Here is an 18,277-nt window from a genome sequence, read left to right as displayed (position 1 = left end):
GTAGCGTGTCGTCGATCACAGGGATCTTTGTGACCACGGACCCGTAGTCCGTACCCTAATTTGTTCGGGGTTTTATTCCGGTACTGCGTCGAAACTCCGCGACGAGGTGGGTCTGTGCGCGTCGCAGTCGCTCGGAGAGCGACGCGGACGAGACGCCGAGTTCGTCGGCGACGTCGGCCATCGTGGCGGTCCGCGGCGTGTCGAAGTAGCCCATCTCGTGGGCGGTGACGAGCGCCTCCCGCTGAGCGTCGGTCATCTCGCGCGGCCGGGAGCGGTCGCCGTTCCCGAACGGATCGGTCTCCCTCCCGTCCGATCTCTCGTCGGTCTCCACGAGGCGGTCCAGTCGGAGTCCGTAGTCGTTGGCCCGACAGAACGTCCGGAACTGGTCGAACTCCTCACGGTTGGCGAACCAGCGGCGCTCTTCCCAGCCGTTCGGCGTGACGAGCACCCGGTCGGGGATCGACCCGTTGTCCGCGAGCAGTTCCACGTCAGTCGGCGGGTCGCCGGCCGGCCGACAGCGGTAGCGCCGCGTCGTCCCGTCGGCGACGAGCAGCGAGTAGTCGGTCACCGAGTCGGCGTCGGCAAACGCCGCCTCTATCGGGTCGGCGTCGGCCCCCACGATCCGCACGATGAACGTTGGCGCCCCCGACGGGCGCCCCTGGACCGACTCGAACTCGACGGTTGCTTCGGACACGGCCTCCGCTACGTCGACCAGTGGCAGCTGCTCGGAGGCCATCCGGAACTCCGCAATCAGTCCCATGTCGGTCGTAGGACGGACGAACAGTTAGCGCTGACGGCGGAGCGAGTGCCCGGGGACCAGTCCTGCCGGTCGCCCGCTGTGTAGTCTATACCTCCCGAGTAGCTTGTTCGTCTCAGTGACTCTGTACACAGGTTCGTTCTTAGGCAGCCTCGACGGACGCTCTCGAACAGCGCGGCAGCTGATGCTCCCCCAGCGGAGTGCGCGGGTTCCGCCGATACCTCCGGGAAGGCGAGTCGGCGATCCGGAGCCGGGTCCCGGTCACTCGACGCAGTTACACTCCCGTGTGACCTGCTGTATCGCGATGTCGGCGACGTTACCGCCGTACTCGGCCGTCCGCCGGATGCTGTCGAGCAGGAGTCCTACGACGTACGCTTCGGCGGGGTCGTCGTGTGCGTAGAGGTCGCGATCGATCGCCCGGAGTTCCGCCGTCAGCTCCGCCCGGGTTGCCAGCGCCGTGTGTGCGCTCTCGATATCGGCGTCGGCGAGGACGACGTCCGCCGCCGTGTCGACGACCTGCCTGGCGCTGGCGGCCACCGCGTCGATCCGTTCGGCGAGGTCGGCAGGGACCGTCGCCTCCGGATCGATCGCGAATCGGGCGATCTTCTCGGCGTGGTCTGCGATCCGTTCGAACTGCCGACACACGTAGTAGTACTCGAAGAGTTCGTCACGGCCGTCGCCCAGTTTCTCGACCTCCTGGAGATTCGTCAACGCTCGCCGGAAGTGCCGTGTGACCATCGCGAACAGTTTGTCCGCCTCGCTGTCCCGGTCGACGACTCGCCGGGCGAGCGCTTCGTCGCCGTCCAGCACTGCACTCACTGCGTCCCGGTGCATTCCGAGCATGACGAGGCGAAGCCGAAGCGTCGATTTCCGGATGTCGACGTTGTCGGCGTCGATGAGATTTGTCAACTTGATCCGTGTCTCCCCGGCCTCCAGCAACTCGAACCCGGAGAGGTTCGAGACGGTGTTCTCGACGAGGGCGCGTACCTCGTCGGCGTGGCCCGCTCTGTCGACCAGTGTCACCGAGTCGAAGCCGACAGCGTGGAGGGCGTGGATCCGCTGCCGGACCGCGTCTTCCGACGCCGTCGAGACGTCGACGGTCGCCGAGCGGGTATCCGTCGAGATGTCGGCGTCCGCCTCGACCAGCAATGTCCCATCGTCGTTGGGGTACAGCGACAGGATGGACCCGGCGTCGATCCCGTGTTCGTTCGCCCACGATTTCGGCAGCGAGACGGTGTAGGTCGTTCCCCCGGAGAGCTGGACTTTCCGTGTCTCCATACGGGGTCGTGACGACCAGGCGACGCCTAATCGTTGATATGAACGGTCCATACCGGTACGGAGGACTCCGTACTGCGACGGGCGATATCTCGCCCGGCCGCCCGTTTCTCTCGGTCCAGCCCGGCCGAGTACATACTGGTCCGGAATGTCTGTGGGGTACACCTATGCCAGGTAATCGAGACGGGCAGGCATGTCCCGCCAGATGTACGGGCGCTCGCTGGGTGTCGGCGGTCGTGAGGCGACGCGTGTACAGATCGTCGAAGCGATCGACAGGACGGCACCACAGACGAAGTCGGAACTCGCACAGGCCGTCGGTATCTCCGAGCAGTACCTCTCCGAGTTGCTCCAGGAATTGAAAACCGAGGGCTCTGTCCGGAAGGGGTACGTCGTCGACGACGACGCGTTGTACGCCAGTGCCGACCACGTCACAGAGCTAAGCGGCGGAGGGAACGAGGACTCCGGGACGGACGTTCTGGAGCTTCTGGATCGGCTGGAGTCGGTAACGACTCGGCAGTACGACGCCGCACGGGCCGCCTTCGCGGGCGAGTCGGTCGACCGGTCCGCCGAAACACTGGAGTCGCTGACCAACGAGCGCTACTCCGCGGTCCTCTCGGAGCTCAAATCCTACACCCTGACCACGGACTGGCCGGGCAACCGCGTCGCCTCGGATCTGGCGACCATCGCCACGAACCTGGAGATCATTGGCGACCGGGCGTGTTTCATCGCAGACGTCGTCGACCGCGAGGACACCGACACGACGGGTATCGTCGGCGAACGGATGGCCGACATCTTCGAGTCCGGCGCGCGTATCAACGACTACTTCTCGGCGATACTCTTCGACTGTGAGCTCTCCGTCCACGAGACGCTCCGCGACCAGGAGGAGACGGTCCACCGCGACTTGGACGAACTGTTCGAGCTGGTGACTGCATACGACCCCGAGATGTACGGCTACCTCGTCACCGTCACCCGGGCACTCGAACGGGCTATCTACTACTGGGTGGACGCCGCCGAACTGGCCGTTCAGCTCCATTCGGGTGTCCGACCCGATCACACTTCGATCTGAGCGGTTCCGGCCAGCGAACCGACGAACGGCCCGAGCCGGCGTTCACACGTGGCGTCGACCTGCTCGGTCTTCACGCGTCGGTCTGTCCGCGCTGGCGACCGTCTTCGGGAGCGAACGCCGCGAGAAACCGCTCGATGTCACGGAACGCCCCGACACGCTCGGCCAGCGTCTCGTGGTCCCAGTGCCACCACTCGGTCGCCTCGATGCGCTCGGCCACGTCCGTCGAAAATCGCCGACGGATCGGTTCCGCCGGGACGCCCGCGACGACGGTGTAAGGGTCGACGTCGTCGGCGACGACCGCGCCGGCCCCGACGACGGCACCGTTGCCGATGGTGACGCCCGGAAGGACGATGGCACCGTGGCCGATCCACACGTCGTGACCGACCTCGACCGGCTGGTCGGCCCGCCACTCGAAGACCGAATCGTCGTCCTCGCCCAGGTCGTACATCGCCGTCCGGTAGGTGAAGTGGTGGGCGGAAGGGCGGTCGATGGGGTGATTCGTCGGCCCCAGTCGCGCGTCGGCGGCGACGTTGCCGAACTTTCCGACGGTCGCGTAGTCCAGTTGGACGCGTTCCATCAGATACGTGTAGTCGCCGATCTCCGACTCGTGCAGGCGTGCGTGCCCTCGGACCTCGGTCCACGCGCCGAGTTCGCTCTCGGTGATCGAGACCGGTTCGTGGAGCGTCGGCTCGGGGCCGAGCGTCCGCGTCCGGTCCGGCCCGTAATCCTCGTAGTAGGTCATCGCCCGCGCCGTCCCATCGTAGAGGAGAGGATGTTCTTGGGCGCGTTGATAAGGGCCTCCATGACGCCCGACTTCTCGACGTCGTCTTCCTCACGGAGGTACGACCGGACGCGCTGGCTGATCAGTTCGACCGAGCCGGCCAGCAGGAAGATCAGGATGATACACGCCATCATGTTCGTGTAGTGGAACGTCTGGCGCTGGACGTACAGTTCCAGCCCCAGGCCACCGCCGCCGATGAGGCCCAGTCCGATAGCGGCACGGACGTTGTGTTCGAGGTCGAAGGCGATCCAGGCGATGAACTGCCTGAACACCTGGCTGAGCATCCCGAAGGAGACGACCTGCGAGCGGTTCGCTCCCGTCGAACGGATGCCCTCGATGGGGCCGTCTTCGATCTCTTCGAGTTCGTCGGTGAACAGCCGACCCAGGTATCCGGTGGTGTCGATCATGATGGCGAGCGCCGCGGTGAACGGTCCGACCCCGCCCAGCGGGATCAGGATGAGGAACCACACCAGCCCGGGGATGGCCCGAATGAGACTCATCGTCGCACGGAAGGCGAAGTTGAACGGGTAGGGGATGACCCGCTCGCTGGCCATCACCCCGAACACCAGTGCCGTGGGCAGTCCCAGCACTGACCCCGCGAACGCCACCGCCAGCGTGACGAACATCGCACCCCAGATGATCCGGCCGCCTTCGATGGTGAGGATGAGGTTCTCCTCCATCATGAACGACCAGTACGCGCCCAGATCGACGAACGGAATCCCGAAGAGCTCCCCCGGTGGGAAGTAGTTGTTCTGTCCGTAGAGCGCGTCGACGAACTGCGGGATCTGGTTGAACAGCATCGCCAGATCGAACTCGATGACGACGAGACTGAAATAAAACACCACCCCACCACCGATCACGCTCGCGAGCGTCCAGAGACGCCGCTTGGTCTTGTGGCGCTTCAGGTCCTGTAGCTTCTGTTCGGCGTCGTCCTCGCCGACCTCCCCGTACCCGAAGTACCTCGCTATCGAGTTGCCATAGGGCCGTGGTGTACTCATGCTTCGAGCTCCTCTGTCACGACCCCCGGTCGCGCGGTGTCGTCCGGGTCCTCGCCGTCGTTCAGTATCGCCCCGACGGTCTCCTCTTGCTCGGCGAGGCCGACGGTCTCGACGTTGCCGTAGAGCGTGTCGATCAGTTCGGGCGTGAGCCCTTCGCGACGGACGTCGAACAGTTTCTCGCCGTCCTTGAGCCCGATGAACCGGTCGCCGAAGTACGCGGCGATGTTCACTTGGTGGAGGCTCACCAGCGCGGTGACGTCGTGTTCGGCGGCTGCCTTGCGGAGGTAGCCCATTACCGTCTCGGCACTCGAGGGGTCGAGACTGGCGACCGGTTCGTCCGCGAGCAGCAGCCGCGGGTCCTGTACGAGAGCGCGAGCGATACCGACACGCTGCTGTTGGCCGCCGGACATCTGGGAGACTCGCTGGTGGCTCTCCTCCAGCAACCCGACGGTCTCTAAGGCCTCCAGCGCCCGGAGTTTGTCCTCGCGGGACTGCCACTGGAGCATGCTCTTCAGCAACGAGACGCGATCGAGCGAGCCGGTGAGCGCGTTGAGATACGCGGAGACGCCTTCGACGAGGTTGTGCTGCTGGAAGATCATCCCCACGTCCGTATGGGAACCGCCGACCTCCTCCCCGTCGAGAGTGATGCTCCCCTCGGTCGGTTCGGTCAACCCGTTGATACACCGCAGCATCGTGGACTTGCCGGCACCGGACTCGCCGAGCAACACCGCGAACTCGTCTTCGATCTCGAAGGATACGTCTTCGAGAGCCGTCACGTCGCCGTACTGCTTCGAGAGGTTCTCTATCTTGAGTGTACTCATTGGAGTGAAAATCGCTGATCGCGAGGGGTTACGCCGCGGGGTCGATGCCGACCGCGTTCATCCGTTTGATAACGGGCTGGTAGGTCTCCATCGAGGTGTCACGCAGCGTCGTGAACGCGGGGCTGTCCGTGTTGTAGTCGTCCGGATAGTACTCGCTTATCTTCTCCTCGCTGGAGTTACGCAGCACCTCGCCGATCTCTGCTTTGACCGGGGACTCCCAGGTCTTGCGGGCGTACCACGGCTGTTTCGGGATCGGGAACGAGAACCAGATCGGTCGCAGCTCCGGTTGCTCGGTACCGACGTCCCCGAGGAAGGAACTCTTCTCGTTGACCCGTTCGGGGAACTCCGACTCGAACTTCTCGGGGACGTGTGGGAAGCCGTTGCCGCCCCAGGTCGTCGCACCGTCGGCCTTGCCGTTGGCGACGCGCTGGATCGCCTGGTTGTGGTCGGTCCAACTCCCCTTGAAGTCGTTCGGCTGCTCCTCGGGTGCCTCGCCGATGTCGAGGCCGGCCTCCTGGAGCGTGTAGAGCGCGAAGATCGAGCCACTGGTTGACAGGCGGTCCGCGAACGCCCAGGTCTTGCCCTCGACGTCGGTGCGTTTCTCGATCTCCGAATCCAGCGGGACGAGCATCATCGAGAAATAGAAGGCCGACCCGTCGGTGACGTTCGTCCCGTAGACGTCCATGATATCGGGGTTCGAGATGAGCGTCACGTCGTCCATCCCGATCTCGGCCTGTTCGCTCTCCAGCGCCGGCTTGATCGCCGAGTAGTTCTGTGGCACCTCCATCTCGACTTGGGCACCGTCGACCTCGTCGTTGAGCATCCTGACGACCGGCTCGTACCGCGGCCGGATGTCGCCCGGCGTGCCGGGTGTGAGCAGCATTGTGACGGTCTCCCCGGAGGAACCACTATCCCCCGTGGCGCCGCCACAGCCCGCCAGGCCCGCCGTGACGGCCGTAGCGGCGCTACCGGCGATGAACTTGCGGCGGCTGATCGGTGTACTGTCGGTCGGTATCGGTACCCCCTCACGTCCGCTCGGGTTCTCAGACATCATCTCAGGACTGGCAAACGGGTCGAATAACGGTTGGCTGGGTAGAGTCCAACCCGTCAGGGTACCACTCCGTCGATCGTGGCCAGAGCAACGACCCGGCACGGTCCGTCCGGACTAGTCCGGACACCGAACCGTGGGAGGGGGAACGAACCCCTACGTCCGATAGAGACCAGAGAGTACCGAGCGAAGTCTTATGCGACCGTTGGGGCGTGTCTCCGTCGAGTGCATGGTTGATCCACACGACAGATCGGATCGGTTCGAGTTGATCGCTGCCAGTGAGGCGGCGACGCTCGCCCGGTTCGCCAACGAGGTACTCGAAGACGACCCACCGCTGTCGGTCCGCCAGGAACCGCGGCCGCAGTTGCTGATGCAACGCGTCGAGGAACCGGTCGAGCGCCGCCCGTTCAATCTCGGTGAGGTCCTGGTCACCCCTGCGGAGGTCGACCTGGCCGGCCACCGCGGGTTCGCAATGGTCCCCGGAAAGGCCGAACGCGCCGCCCTCTCGGGGGCCATCGTCGACGCGGCGGTGGCTGCCGACCACGAGCGGACACCGGCTATCGTCAGCGCCCTCGAAGACGCGGCGGCCCGTCAGCGAGAACAGCGCCAGCGGGCGTGGGCCGAGAGCAAACACACCGCCGTCGAGTTCGAGACGATGGAGGACCAGCAGTGAGAGCGCTCGAGTTTGATCCGGTCCACGACACGCGCCGGACGTTCGACGGGCTCCTGTCGGCGATGAGTCGGCCGGGGACCGTCCACGAGGTGCCCGCCCCCGCCGACCACGCCGTCGTCGCAACCCTCGTCGACCACGAGGTGACGATAGCGACGGCAGACGAGTCGCTCCGGGACGCCCTCTCCGGACAGGGTCGCCTCGAACCGGCTGCTCTGGAGGAGGCCGATATCGTTCACGTCAGGGACCACTCTGTCGACGTGCGGGCGTGCAAGCGCGGATCGCTGGTCGAACCCAGCGAGGGCGCGACAGTCGTCTACCGCGTCGATTCTGTCGCAGCCGGCTCCGGACCGGGGACGACGGTGACGCTCTCTGGTCCCGGCGTCGACGGCACCGCGACGCTGTCGGTGTCGCTGCCCGAGTCGGCGCTCGCGGCGCTGGCCGAGGCCCAGTCGGAGTACCCGCGCGGTATCGACGCTGTCCTCTCGGGGACCGATCGACTCGCCGCCGTCCCGCGGTCGGTGACGATGGAGGTGACCTGAATGGGCTACGTCGCCGTCACTGCCGGCGAAGAGATCATCGAGCGCGCGGCAGACCTGTTCGAGAAGCAGCGTCTCGCCGGCGACAGCGAGGGCCTCGACGTCGACCAACTGGACGACCAACTCGGACGCCTCACCGCCCAGGCGATGAGCGAGGGGGGCCTGTACGCGCCCCGATTGGCGGCCCTGGCAGTCAAACAGGCCCAGGGGGATACCGTCGAGGCCGCCTTCCTGCTTCGGGCCTACCGCTCGACGCTGGAGCGGTTCGACGAGACGCCGGCTGTCGATCCGAGTGAGATGATCGCTACCCGGCGGGTGTCCCCGGCGTTCAAAGACGTGCCAGGCGGGCAGATCCTCGGGGCGACGAAGGACTACACCCAGCGGCTGCTGGATTTCGACCTCGTCGACGGGGAGTCGGCGGACCCGACCGAGGACTGGGACCTCGCCGACGAGGGCGATCCCGAGCGGTTGACCACTGTCACGGAACTCCTGCGCTCGGAGGGGCTGCTTCACGAACCGGACGAACCCGACGTGGACGACCCGACGGACACCACCCGGGAGTCGGTAACGCACCCGCCGGAGAGGGACGCGGTGCTCCAGGAACTCGCCCGCGGTGAGACGGGCGCGGTGACCGCGCTGGGCTACTCGGCGCTCCGGGGCTACGGCCAGGTCCACCCGACACTGGCGGAGGTCCGGGTGGGTCGGCTCCCAGTTCGGATCGAGCATCCCTACACCGGCGACGAGGTGACGGTCACCCACGCGGACGTGACCGAGTCCGAGGCGGTCGTCCCCGTCTACGAGAAGCGGGAAGACCCGCAGTTCGCGTTCGGCTACGGCCTGACGTTCGGCCGCAACGAGCGCAAGGCCATCGGGATGACCGTCCTCGACGCCTCGATCCAGCTGGACGGCGACGACGAACCTGCCGAGAACGCCGAGTTCGTCCTCGATACCATCGACGGCATGGACTCCTTTGGCTTCATCGAACACCTCAAACTCCCTCACTACGTCACCTTCCAGTCAATCCTGGATCGGATCCGAGCGATCCGGGAGCGCGGGGGCACAGCCGAAGCGGGCCGAGATGATCCCGCCGACGACGAATCCGCCGACCGTCAGCCGATCGCGGAGGCGAGCGACAATGACTGAGGAACCGACGACCCACCCGAGCGACGGATCGACCGGTGCCGGAACGCCGGTGCCGACCGACTCCGTCGACGCCGCGCTCACCGCGGTAGAGACCGACGGGCTCTCGGGGTACAACTACGCTTACCTCGACGAGCACACCAAGCGAGAGGTCCGCCGGTCGATGCTGAAAGCCGTCGCAATTCCCGGTCATCAGGTGCCATACGCCTCGCGGCCGATGCCCCTCGCCCGCGGATGGGGGACCGGCGGCATCCAGGCGTCGCTGTCGCTTCTCGGACCGGATGAGACGCTCAAGGTGATCGACCAGGGCGCGGACGAGAGCGTCAACGCCGCCAACATCCGGCGACTCGCGGAGAACACGGCCGAAGTGGCGACGACTGCCGACACCACCGAGGCGGACCTGATCCAGAGCCGCCACCGCATCCCCGAGGAGGTACTGACCGACGACCAGCGCCTCGTGTTGCAGGTGCCCATCACCGACGCCCTGCGGAAGGTTGACCCCTCCGACGCCGCGAACCGGCGGCGACACGCCCACAAGAACTACGGGAAGATGTGGGTCCACCTCTACGAGAACGTCGTCGAGTACGGCGAGATCAACATCGCCTCGCGCTACCCGACGCTAGTCGCGGGGCGGTATCTGATGGACCCCTCGCCCATCCCGCGGTGGGACGTCCCGAAACTCGACGACGCCGATCACGTGACGATACTCGCTGCGGGGAGAGAGGCTCGCATCTACGCCGTCCCACCGCACACGTCAGTCGAACCGCTGGCCTTCGACGATCGGGCGTTCACCGTCGAGCGCTTCCCGGAGCAGGCCTGTCACGCCTGTGGATCGACCGACACCTACCTCGTCGAAGTCTCCGAGGAACACGGATCGACGGCGAGTGAGGGAAGTGATGACCCGGACGACGGAGGGGGCGCGGGCTTCGAGACACGCTACGCCTGCAACGATTCGAGCTTCTGTGCCAAGCGCCGCGAGGACCCGGACCTGCCGAAGGATCATCACCTCGACCGCTCCGGAGTCGACTGGGGACCCGCGACACCCGACGGGGGTGAGAACGCGTGACGCTCCTGGAAGCGTCGGGTGTGGAGACGGTGTACGGCGACGGCTGTCCGGACTGTCTCGACGCGACCGGCGACCGCGCCGGGACGAACCAGTGTCCCCACTGTGGCACCGTCGTCGCCTGTGCCGAAGCCGACCTCGACGTCGAAGCGGGCGAGGTGCTCGGTATCGTCGGCGAATCGGGGTCGGGTAAGTCAAGCCTCGCGGAGGCGCTGGCCCTGGAACGCGACCCGGAGGCGACCGTCGACGGCGAGGTGTCCTACGCCGGGCACGACGGGAACCTACTGGCAGTGGACTACCAGACGCGCCACGAACTGCGGAGCCGTGACATCTCTCTGGTCCACCAGCACATCCGCGACGGCCTCGACCTGACGTTTACCGGCGGCGGTAACGTCGCCGAGAAACTCCTCTCGGCCGGGTGGCGCTCCTACGAGGACGTGCGAGCGCGCGTCCGGGAGTTGTTCGAGGAGACGGAGGTCCCGGTCGCCCGGATGGACGACCCCGCGCGGACCTACTCGGGCGGGATGCAGCGCCGTGTCCAGATCGCCCGAGCCCTGGCGACCGACCCGAACCTGATCGTCCTCGACGAACCGACGACGGGGTTGGACGTCAGCGTCCAGGCGCGTGTCCTCGACACCTTCCGCCGCGTCCAGCGCGAGGAGGGCGTCGCGGCTATCGTCGTCTCCCACGACCTCGGCGTCGTCCGCCTGCTCGCCGACCGGACGCTGGTGATGCGCCACGGTCGAATCGTCGAGTCGGGCCTCACCGACCGCGTCATGGAGGACCCGCACCACGAGTACACGCAGACCCTCATCAACTCAGTACTATGACAGTCCTATCGGTCGAAGGGCTCTCGAAGACCTTCGACGTCCACGTGCTCGACGACACCCAGGTCGTCGGGCTAGACAGCGTATCGTTCGACGTCCGAGCGGGCGAGTTCCTCGCGGTCGTCGGGGAGTCCGGCAGCGGGAAGTCCTCGCTGTTGAAGTGTCTCTACCGGACCTACGAACCGACCGACGGCCGGGTCCGCTACCACGGCGACGACGAGGTCGACCTGGCCGCGTGTGACGACCGCACCGTGATGGCACTCAGAGGTGACGCCATCGGCTACACGTCCCAGTTCCTCGACGAGATCCCGCGCGTCCCGGCCGTCGACGTGGTCGCCCGACCGCTGGTCGAACAGGGGAGGCAAACGGAGCCGGCGAGGGAACGCGCCCGTGAGTTGCTCGCGACCCTCTCGGTCCCCGAGGAACTGTGGGACGCCTACCCCGCGACCTTCTCCGGCGGCGAGCGCCAGCGGGTCAACCTCGCGCAGGCGCTCGCGCCCGACCCGGACCTGCTGTTGCTTGACGAACCCACCAGCGCGCTCGACCCGGAGACTCGTCGGGAAGCGATCGACCTGTTGGAGACGGCTCTCGGACGCGGAACCACCGTCGTCGGCGTCTTCCACGATACGGACGTGGTCGAGGCCGTCGCCGACCGCGTCGTCGTGCTGGACGACGGACGTATCCGGGAGGTCCTGCCGGTCGAGGCGTTCGACGGCGAGGTGGTCCGATGAGTTCGGCCGCCCGGGCCGCCGAGGCCACCGTCGCGGTCGTCGGCGGTCGCCTCGTCACGCCCGACGCAGTGATCGAGGGGGGCGTCCGAATCGAGGGCGACCGTATCGTCGACGTCGGCGACGTGGACACGGACGCCGACACCGTGATCGATGTCGACGGCCGCCTGGTGTTGCCCGGACTGATCGACCTCCACGGCGATGATATCGAGGGCCACCTTCACCCGCGGTCCGGGGCGCGGATGGACATCCCGCTGGCCCTGGCGTCCGCCGACCGCGCGAACGTCGCGGCGGGCATCACCACGAAGTTCCACGCCATCTCCTTCGAACAGGACGAGGCGGCCGACCGCTCGCCGGAACTGGCGGCGGCGCTGACCGACGCCATCTCGGGGACAACGGACCTACTGGCCGACCACCGCCTGCACGCCCGGTGTGAGGTCACCCAGAAGCGGTGTGTCGAGGCAGTCCTCGACGTCGTCGACAACGGTGACGCCGACCTGGTGTCGGTGATGAGTCACGTCCCGGGAAAGGGGCAGTTCCGAGACGTCGAGACATTCCGGGAGTACTACGAGAACGCCGACGACCGGACGGTCGAGGAGGCCGAAGAACTCATCTCGGAGCGTACCGATATCCCGGTGGCAACGATACGTGAACGGATCGACCGCGTGGTCGAACGCGCCCACGCGGCCGGCGCGGTGACGGCCTCTCACGACGACGAGAACCCCGAGGCGGTCAGGCGTCTCGCGGCCTCCGGCGTCGACATCACCGAGTACCCAATCACGCTTGAGACCGCCAAAGCGGCGGCCGACGAGGAGATGACCACGGCGATGGGCGCACCGAATCTCGTCCGTGGGGGGAGCCAGTGGGGCAACCTCGCGACAGCCGAAGGTATCGACGCCGGCGTCGTCGACACTCTGGTCGCGGACTACCACCCACCGTCGCTACTGGCGTCGGTGTTCGTCGATACAGGGGAGTCACTCCCGGAGCGGGTGGCCCGCGTCAGCGCGACCCCCGCCGACGCCGCGGGGTTCTCCGATCGGGGACGGATCGAGGCGGGCGGGCGTGCGGATCTGATCGTCGTCGACCGGGAGCCAGCGCCGACGGTCACGAGCGCGCTGGTCGCCGGACGGCCGGCGTACCGGGCCGATGCCACCGCGGGAGGGCGACGATGACGGACCACCGTCTGGGGGCGGCAATGGACATCCGGTTCGCCGCGAGCGTCGAGGAGTTCGTGGAGTACGTCACGGACATCGGGTTGGACCACGTCGAGTTCAGGCGTGAGTACCTCGCCGGACACCCCGATACGCCCGGCCCCGAACGGGTGCAGGAACTGGCCGAGTCTTACGGCGTCACCGTCACCTACCACGCCCCGTTTCGGGACTGGAACGTGGGAAGCTACGACGAGACGGTCCGGCAAGACTCCGTCGAGCGTGTCAAACAGACGCTCGACGACGCGGCCACAGCGGGGGCGACCGGTGTCGTCGTCCACGGCGGTTCGGTTCCCCGTCGATACCCGGAGTGGGTCCAGGAGCAGGCCCGAGAGAACGCGCGACGCTCGCTCGCCGAGTGTGCCGAGTACGCTCAACTGGTCGGCGTTTCACTCTGTCTAGAGAACCAACCGATCGACGAGGACAAGCGGCGCTACACGACGACGCCGTCGGACCTTGCCACGATGATCGACGCCGTCGACGTGCCACCCGAGTACCTCAGCCTCACACTCGACGTCGGCCACGCGAAGGTCAACGGCCACGACTGGCGGGCGTTCGTCGACCGATTCGGCGACCGCATCCGCGTCTGTCACCTCCACGACAACGACGGCACCACGGACCAGCATCGCCCGTTCCCCGAGTACGAGTCCGTCGCCGAAGCCGTCCCGGCGGACGCCTTCGTCTTCGAGATGAAGTCCGTCGCGGACGTTGCTCGGACCGTCGGTGTCGATCACGCGCCGCCGGAGACGGGGGGATCTCCCGGTGACTGACCGCTACGAATCAGTCGTTTTCGACTGTGACGGCGTGCTGGTCGAGCCGACCGACACCGCGGTACTGGTCGACGCCGTCGTCGACGCGTTCGACGCGTTCGGCGTCGATGTCGACCGCTCTGTCGCCCGTCGGTCGGTCACCGAGGATATCGTCCCGGCCGAGACGGCCCGCGACCACGGTATCGACCCCGAGGCGTTCTGGCACTACCGTGAACTCACCGCCAGCCTCGCCCAGCAGGCCCACGTCCGGGACCGCGGCAAACCCGTCTACGACGACGTAGCCGCCCTTGACGGGATCGGGTGCCCGCTCGGTCTGGTGAGCAACAACCAGCACGCCACCATCGAGTTCCTCCTGGCCTACCACGACCTGCCGGCGTTCGAGGTCGCGCACGGACGCCGGCCTACGCTGGCGGGAGCCGCCGCGCGCAAGCCCGAACCGGATTACGTCGAGACGGCGCTGGCGGAGTTGGGTGCCGAGAACGCCCTGTACGTCGGGGACTCGGAGAAAGACGTGGTCGCCGCACAGCGGGCCGGCATCGACGCTGCCTACCTGCGTCGCGACCACGCCGCGGACGTGACACTCACGACCGAACCGACCTTCGAGGTGCCGGACCTGGAGGCGCTGGTCGAGCGGATACCCGCCACCGAGCGCCGCGTGTGATCCCCGAGTCCGGACTCTACGGACGATACATTGAGGTCCGACCTCGCTCCAACCGAAATATGCACCGACGGAGGTTCCTCGGGACGCTGGGAGCAGGAACGGGGACACTGCTGGCCGGTTGCTCCGGGTCACGGATCGACGGCCAGGTGGCGTCGAACGAGACGCCCCTGGTCTTCTCTCACGAGTACACGACGCAGGCGACGCCCTCCGGAACCCGCGTCTACGTCGACGTTACCGCAGAGAACGGCGGCGACGAACAGATCACACCGGACGGCCAAGTCCCGAACATCACCTGTACGTTTCTGGATGATGCCGGCGAGACGCTCCACGAGGCCGGTAGACAACTGGTCCAGCCGGTCGACGTCGGGGAGTCGACGTCCCTGGAGTTCCCCCTCACTATCGACACCGAGGATGTCACGCGGTACGAGCTCAGTAGCGAGTGGGTCGAAGCCTGACAGCGTCAGGTTACAGCAGTCGTGGTTCCCCGAGGGCGGCATCCCCCTCCAATCCACAGCACATTATCGCAGTAATGTGCAGTAACACGGGGAATAGTAAGAACCCCTGAAAACACCCGCTACGCCGCCCGAAGAACTGAAATCCAGGTCTATAAACTATATAACGCTATACAGAAAGTGCAACTCCTGAAGTTGAGACTACACCGGATTTAGCGGGGCTTTGATGCGTGAATTTGGCCGATTCAGTCAGCGCAAACCACCTCAAATCACTCCCCAAGCGACCATTCCTGTCATATTCCCAATCGTATGGGCGAATTTTCGCGACTTCCAACAGTGTAGCCACTCAGACGGCGCGCTAACCTAGACAGTGTGTCTCTCTACCCGATTCCAGTCTCCTTCTTCAGCAGTGTCAGCGTATTGTCGGCTGTTACGATCGGCGAATGTTCGTACTCACCAGTTAACTCAACCTGCACGAGCAGATCAACAGCGCGCCAGATCGAGTACAGAAGACACGCAAACGCGAAGTAGAAGAATCGAAGCCCGAAATCCTTCGACGTCGTCGCTGCCATGAACCGTTTAATCGACCTGTACCCACTCTCGATCTCCCAGCGATAGACATACTCCGTGAGGTGCCCACTCCCGCAATTCGTTATTAACACCGAGTACTGCCGGTGATCGTCGTGCTTGGAGTCTTCATCTCGGCGGTAGACCAGCGTCGTTTCGTGCCACTCGTTCTTGCCCAGATGGAGCTTCCGGTCGGTTTCATACCGGCCTTGGTCCCGCTGGAGTAATCGCTTGGCTTGGGCTTTCTCGCTGGTCTGCATCCGCTTCGGCACGACATACGACAAGCCACGCTGGCTAAGCATCTCCAGGACGTGCTGACTATCGAACTCTCGGTCCATCAGCACGTTATCGACGTGGACGAGCTCTTCAGCTGAATCCAGCAAATCCCCGACAATCTCCTTGCGTGACTCGCCTTTCCGTACCGGGCGGGCATCAAGCACGAGTGGGATAGCGTTGCCGACCAACTGGACTGTCGCCCATTGGTAGGCGTACTCGTCGGTCTTCTCCTTCGTCCCGATGATTTCGTCTTCGTGGCCCGTTCTATCACCGGTGAAGGGGTTGGCCTCGGTGATATCGATGGCGATGATTCCGGCTCGGAAGAACTCCTCTGTCTCCTCGACTTCGCTCAGGAGCGTGTTGACGGCCTGTCGGTACATCTCGCGAGTCTCTGATACCGAGAGATTACGAATCTGCTCGCGATGGGCGTGACCTAACGGCGTCCGGTTTCGAGTTGACTCGTAGGTGAAGCTACGAGCGCCCTCGTTAGCAGCCAGCCGCTCGCGAAGCCCCAGATACGTCTGTAAGTCCCAGTAGGCGTTCTCGTGGATCTCGCAGCCGTCCCCACGATCCAGCGAAAATGCCGGGAAGACGACGCGGCTGACGTGGTCGGTGACCTTCTCTGCCTGCTCCAACGTAGTTTGATTGTCCGGGTCTGACTCACCAGACTCGTTCCCGTGGTATCGGAGCTTTCGTGTCGGTTCACGCGGAACCCCGACACCTGCATTCTGGGCTTTGATGAGGATCGTTCGAGCGGCTGTCTCCACTGTCTCTCGGAGGTCAGGGGTGAACCGCTCGTGCCAGCTTCGCCACAGTGTCGACTGGTCCGGGATCGTCCCGAAACCCAGTTGCTCGCAGAGGTCAGGACGATTCCCGAGATAGTCGACGAGTGCGGTTTCGTGTTCCCACCCGTGGCATTCTTGCAGGACGAACACCCGGAAGAGAGTGGCCATCTGGTAGCGTGTCGGCCCCGCATATCGATCGTGGGCGCTGAACCGGAAGTAGGCTAGCGGGAGTGCACAGACGAACCCCTCCACGGAGTCGTGACTATCGTGATCGAACCACGTCTCTGAGACTGTCCGGATATCGGATTCCAGTCCGGCGAGTGACGTTCGATCGTACAGCGGTGTCGAATTATACGCCGGCCACTCACCGTATTGTCGTTGGGCGATCCGTCGAAAGACGGTTCGGCGAGACACAGGAGTCGAACACACTACGGGATACTGAGCAACACGCGCTCAAGAATCCGTCCCAATCGTCATGAGATTCTGAAGACGACTATTACAAGGCATCCTCTGTGTCTGCGTTCGTCCCCCGATTCGATGTGCCGGATATCACATTGAAATAGGGTGGCTTGTCGCCTCACGGCCCATGATCCGGTCAACTCGGTCCGACGATCGATTTCTATGATGTCCGGCGCTGGCAGTCTTCAGCGGAATCTACCGCTCTGAGGCCACGCGTATAGCTGCCTCTCGACAATTTCGAGCCTTAACTCTACGTCACAGTTTTGAGCGTCATGGTTAACACCCTGGCCCAATCAACTCAACGTATGAGTACGACGGCCCAGGAGAGTGAACAACCTGAAATCGAAGTTTCAGAAGCTGCCTCGAATAAGGCTCTCGCTCTCTTAGAGGAAGAAAGCTTGGACACTGACACGGCAGGACTTCGGCTGTTCGTCCAGCAAGGAGGATGCGCGGGTCTATCATATGGTATGCGGTTCGATACGAGTCCTGACGAAGATGATATCGTCTACGAGCACCACGGCCTGCGAGTGTTCGTTGATCCCGCGAGTATCCAATATATTGCGGGGAGTGTCGTTGAGTATGAGACGGGTCTCCAAGGCGCAGGCTTTGATGTTGAAAATCCCAACATCGTTTCGGAGTGTGGCTGTGGCGAATCTTTCCGCACCTGAACACGACTGCCAGCACGATGATCTCCGCTTCATATAAAATCAGATACAATGGACGCTGAGGAACTCGAGCATCGTCTGCTCTCCATTCTCAAAGAGGATCCGAAAGCTTCTCTCGGAGAGATCGCCGACCAGGCTGGCGTCGCGCGACCTACTGCCCGGAAGTATATCGAGAAACTCGAGGAAGAAGGCGCTATCGTCGGTTACACTGTCGAAATCGATCCAAAGAAAGTCAACCACCAGAGCATTGCGATGGTGGGAATTGACGTCGAGAGCGACCAGTACGTCGAGGCGACGAGTGAACTCAGGGATCTCGACTCGCTGACTGCGTTATATACCGCGACCGGGGACCACATGTTGATGGCCGAACTCGAGGCGACAGGAAGTACCGAGCTGAATAAGATCGTTAGCGATCAGATCCTCTCCATTCAGGGCGTGACCACGGCTTGCCCGGCTGTTCTTCAAGAACGGCTCAAATAAGACGGTTCAACGTGGATAGTGGGAATACGGCGAAGGTGGCCGTACCGAGATCTACCCCACGACAGCGGTACCGCGCAGATCCGAATTTGCTATCAACCCGATGATACGCCGTGTACCGGGTGACGTTCCGGTTTGAAGGCGTGATAGCACCATCGATGTCACGGCCCACGACTCGGAACGTGTCGACTCGGGGGAGGAGGTTGCAGACGTAATACGGGAGTTCGTCCAGTGGCTCTTACCA

At 64.6% G+C, this 18,277-nt stretch carries 20 protein-coding genes; 13 read left to right on the top strand and 7 right to left on the bottom strand.

Translation table 11 applies throughout. The annotated features are described in order from the left end of the window. Nucleotides 1–55: 55 nt before the first annotated feature. Nucleotides 56–760, bottom strand: coding sequence for a helix-turn-helix domain-containing protein (locus P0204_RS16535; protein ID WP_276223789.1), 705 nt, complete (start codon nucleotides 758–760; stop codon nucleotides 56–58). 258 nt (nucleotides 761–1,018) lie between these two features. Then, complete coding sequence (locus P0204_RS16530) at nucleotides 1,019–2,035, bottom strand: phosphate uptake regulator PhoU (RefSeq protein ID WP_276223787.1); 1,017 nt, start codon at nucleotides 2,033–2,035, stop codon at nucleotides 1,019–1,021. Nucleotides 2,036–2,225: 190 nt separating this feature from the next. Between P0204_RS16530 and P0204_RS16525 the strand changes: the two genes are divergently transcribed. Further along, nucleotides 2,226–3,098, top strand: a complete 873-nt coding sequence (locus P0204_RS16525) for a helix-turn-helix domain-containing protein (protein ID WP_276223785.1) — start codon at nucleotides 2,226–2,228, stop codon at nucleotides 3,096–3,098. A 70-nt stretch (nucleotides 3,099–3,168) separates the two neighbouring features. On the opposite strand, the gene P0204_RS16520 is transcribed toward P0204_RS16525, so the two are convergent. Genes P0204_RS16520 through P0204_RS16505 form a run of 4 tightly spaced genes read right to left on the bottom strand, consistent with a single transcriptional unit; the run spans nucleotide 3,169 to nucleotide 6,749 of the window. After that, a complete protein-coding gene (locus tag P0204_RS16520; protein WP_276223783.1) occupies nucleotides 3,169–3,840 on the bottom strand; it encodes a DapH/DapD/GlmU-related protein in 672 nt (223 codons plus the stop codon). Beyond that, nucleotides 3,837–4,877 carry a phosphonate ABC transporter, permease protein PhnE gene (gene phnE, locus P0204_RS16515; RefSeq protein ID WP_276223781.1) on the bottom strand — a complete coding sequence of 347 codons (1,041 nt, stop codon included), beginning with the start codon at nucleotides 4,875–4,877 and terminating at the stop codon, nucleotides 3,837–3,839. The genes P0204_RS16520 and phnE overlap by 4 nt, the downstream gene beginning before the upstream one ends. Continuing rightward, nucleotides 4,874–5,698 carry a phosphonate ABC transporter ATP-binding protein gene (locus P0204_RS16510; protein WP_276223779.1) on the bottom strand — a complete coding sequence of 275 codons (825 nt, stop codon included), beginning with the start codon at nucleotides 5,696–5,698 and terminating at the stop codon, nucleotides 4,874–4,876. Before P0204_RS16510 ends, phnE begins: the two co-directional genes overlap by 4 nt. Nucleotides 5,699–5,726: 28 nt before the next feature. Then, complete coding sequence (locus P0204_RS16505; protein ID WP_276223778.1) at nucleotides 5,727–6,749, bottom strand: substrate-binding domain-containing protein; 1,023 nt, start codon at nucleotides 6,747–6,749, stop codon at nucleotides 5,727–5,729. Between the two features lie 226 nt (nucleotides 6,750–6,975). Between P0204_RS16505 and phnG the strand changes: the two genes are divergently transcribed. From phnG to P0204_RS16455, 10 genes are read left to right on the top strand one after another with little or no spacing between them, the layout of a single operon-like run. Then, on the top strand, nucleotides 6,976–7,419 hold the full coding sequence (gene phnG, locus P0204_RS16500) for a phosphonate C-P lyase system protein PhnG (RefSeq protein ID WP_276223776.1): 444 nt from the start codon (nucleotides 6,976–6,978) through the stop codon (nucleotides 7,417–7,419). Next, nucleotides 7,416–7,958 (top strand): phosphonate C-P lyase system protein PhnH, encoded by a 543-nt coding sequence (gene phnH, locus P0204_RS16495; protein ID WP_276223775.1) that lies wholly within the window; start codon nucleotides 7,416–7,418, stop codon nucleotides 7,956–7,958. The genes phnG and phnH overlap by 4 nt, the downstream gene beginning before the upstream one ends. Next, entirely contained in the window at nucleotides 7,959–9,098 is a 1,140-nt protein-coding gene (locus P0204_RS16490) for a carbon-phosphorus lyase complex subunit PhnI (RefSeq protein WP_276223774.1), read from the top strand. Next, a complete protein-coding gene (locus tag P0204_RS16485) occupies nucleotides 9,091–10,161 on the top strand; it encodes an alpha-D-ribose 1-methylphosphonate 5-phosphate C-P-lyase PhnJ (RefSeq protein WP_276223772.1) in 1,071 nt (356 codons plus the stop codon). Before P0204_RS16490 ends, P0204_RS16485 begins: the two co-directional genes overlap by 8 nt. After that, nucleotides 10,158–10,988 carry an ATP-binding cassette domain-containing protein gene (locus P0204_RS16480; RefSeq protein ID WP_276223770.1) on the top strand — a complete coding sequence of 277 codons (831 nt, stop codon included), beginning with the start codon at nucleotides 10,158–10,160 and terminating at the stop codon, nucleotides 10,986–10,988. Before P0204_RS16485 ends, P0204_RS16480 begins: the two co-directional genes overlap by 4 nt. Next, entirely contained in the window at nucleotides 10,985–11,716 is a 732-nt protein-coding gene (locus P0204_RS16475) for a phosphonate C-P lyase system protein PhnL (RefSeq protein WP_276223768.1), read from the top strand. Before P0204_RS16480 ends, P0204_RS16475 begins: the two co-directional genes overlap by 4 nt. Continuing rightward, complete coding sequence (locus P0204_RS16470; protein ID WP_276223766.1) at nucleotides 11,713–12,885, top strand: alpha-D-ribose 1-methylphosphonate 5-triphosphate diphosphatase; 1,173 nt, start codon at nucleotides 11,713–11,715, stop codon at nucleotides 12,883–12,885. Before P0204_RS16475 ends, P0204_RS16470 begins: the two co-directional genes overlap by 4 nt. Then, nucleotides 12,882–13,691: a sugar phosphate isomerase/epimerase family protein gene (locus P0204_RS16465; RefSeq protein WP_276223764.1), complete on the top strand. Its 810-nt coding sequence runs from the start codon at nucleotides 12,882–12,884 to the stop codon at nucleotides 13,689–13,691. Before P0204_RS16470 ends, P0204_RS16465 begins: the two co-directional genes overlap by 4 nt. Further along, nucleotides 13,684–14,352: an HAD family hydrolase gene (locus tag P0204_RS16460; protein ID WP_276223762.1), complete on the top strand. Its 669-nt coding sequence runs from the start codon at nucleotides 13,684–13,686 to the stop codon at nucleotides 14,350–14,352. Before P0204_RS16465 ends, P0204_RS16460 begins: the two co-directional genes overlap by 8 nt. A 59-nt stretch (nucleotides 14,353–14,411) precedes the next feature. Next, nucleotides 14,412–14,807 (top strand): hypothetical protein, encoded by a 396-nt coding sequence (locus tag P0204_RS16455; RefSeq protein ID WP_276223759.1) that lies wholly within the window; start codon nucleotides 14,412–14,414, stop codon nucleotides 14,805–14,807. Between the two features lie 377 nt (nucleotides 14,808–15,184). On the opposite strand, the gene P0204_RS16450 is transcribed toward P0204_RS16455, so the two are convergent. Then, nucleotides 15,185–16,861: a transposase gene (locus tag P0204_RS16450; RefSeq protein ID WP_276223758.1), complete on the bottom strand. Its 1,677-nt coding sequence runs from the start codon at nucleotides 16,859–16,861 to the stop codon at nucleotides 15,185–15,187. A 335-nt stretch (nucleotides 16,862–17,196) separates the two neighbouring features. Here P0204_RS16450 and P0204_RS16445 point away from each other — a divergent pair, with 335 nt between their 5' ends. Both P0204_RS16445 and P0204_RS16440 read left to right on the top strand, forming a co-directional pair. Next, nucleotides 17,197–17,559, top strand: a complete 363-nt coding sequence (locus P0204_RS16445; protein ID WP_276223756.1) for a HesB/IscA family protein — start codon at nucleotides 17,197–17,199, stop codon at nucleotides 17,557–17,559. Between the two features lie 48 nt (nucleotides 17,560–17,607). After that, nucleotides 17,608–18,036, top strand: coding sequence for an Lrp/AsnC family transcriptional regulator (locus P0204_RS16440; protein WP_276223754.1), 429 nt, complete (start codon nucleotides 17,608–17,610; stop codon nucleotides 18,034–18,036). Nucleotides 18,037–18,277: the final 241 nt, after the last annotated feature.

Origin of the sequence: Haloarcula halophila (assembly GCF_029278565.1) — an archaeon.
Taxonomy (GTDB): domain Archaea; phylum Halobacteriota; class Halobacteria; order Halobacteriales; family Haloarculaceae; genus Haloarcula; species Haloarcula halophila.
This window is presented reverse-complemented; position numbering and strand designations above follow the sequence as displayed.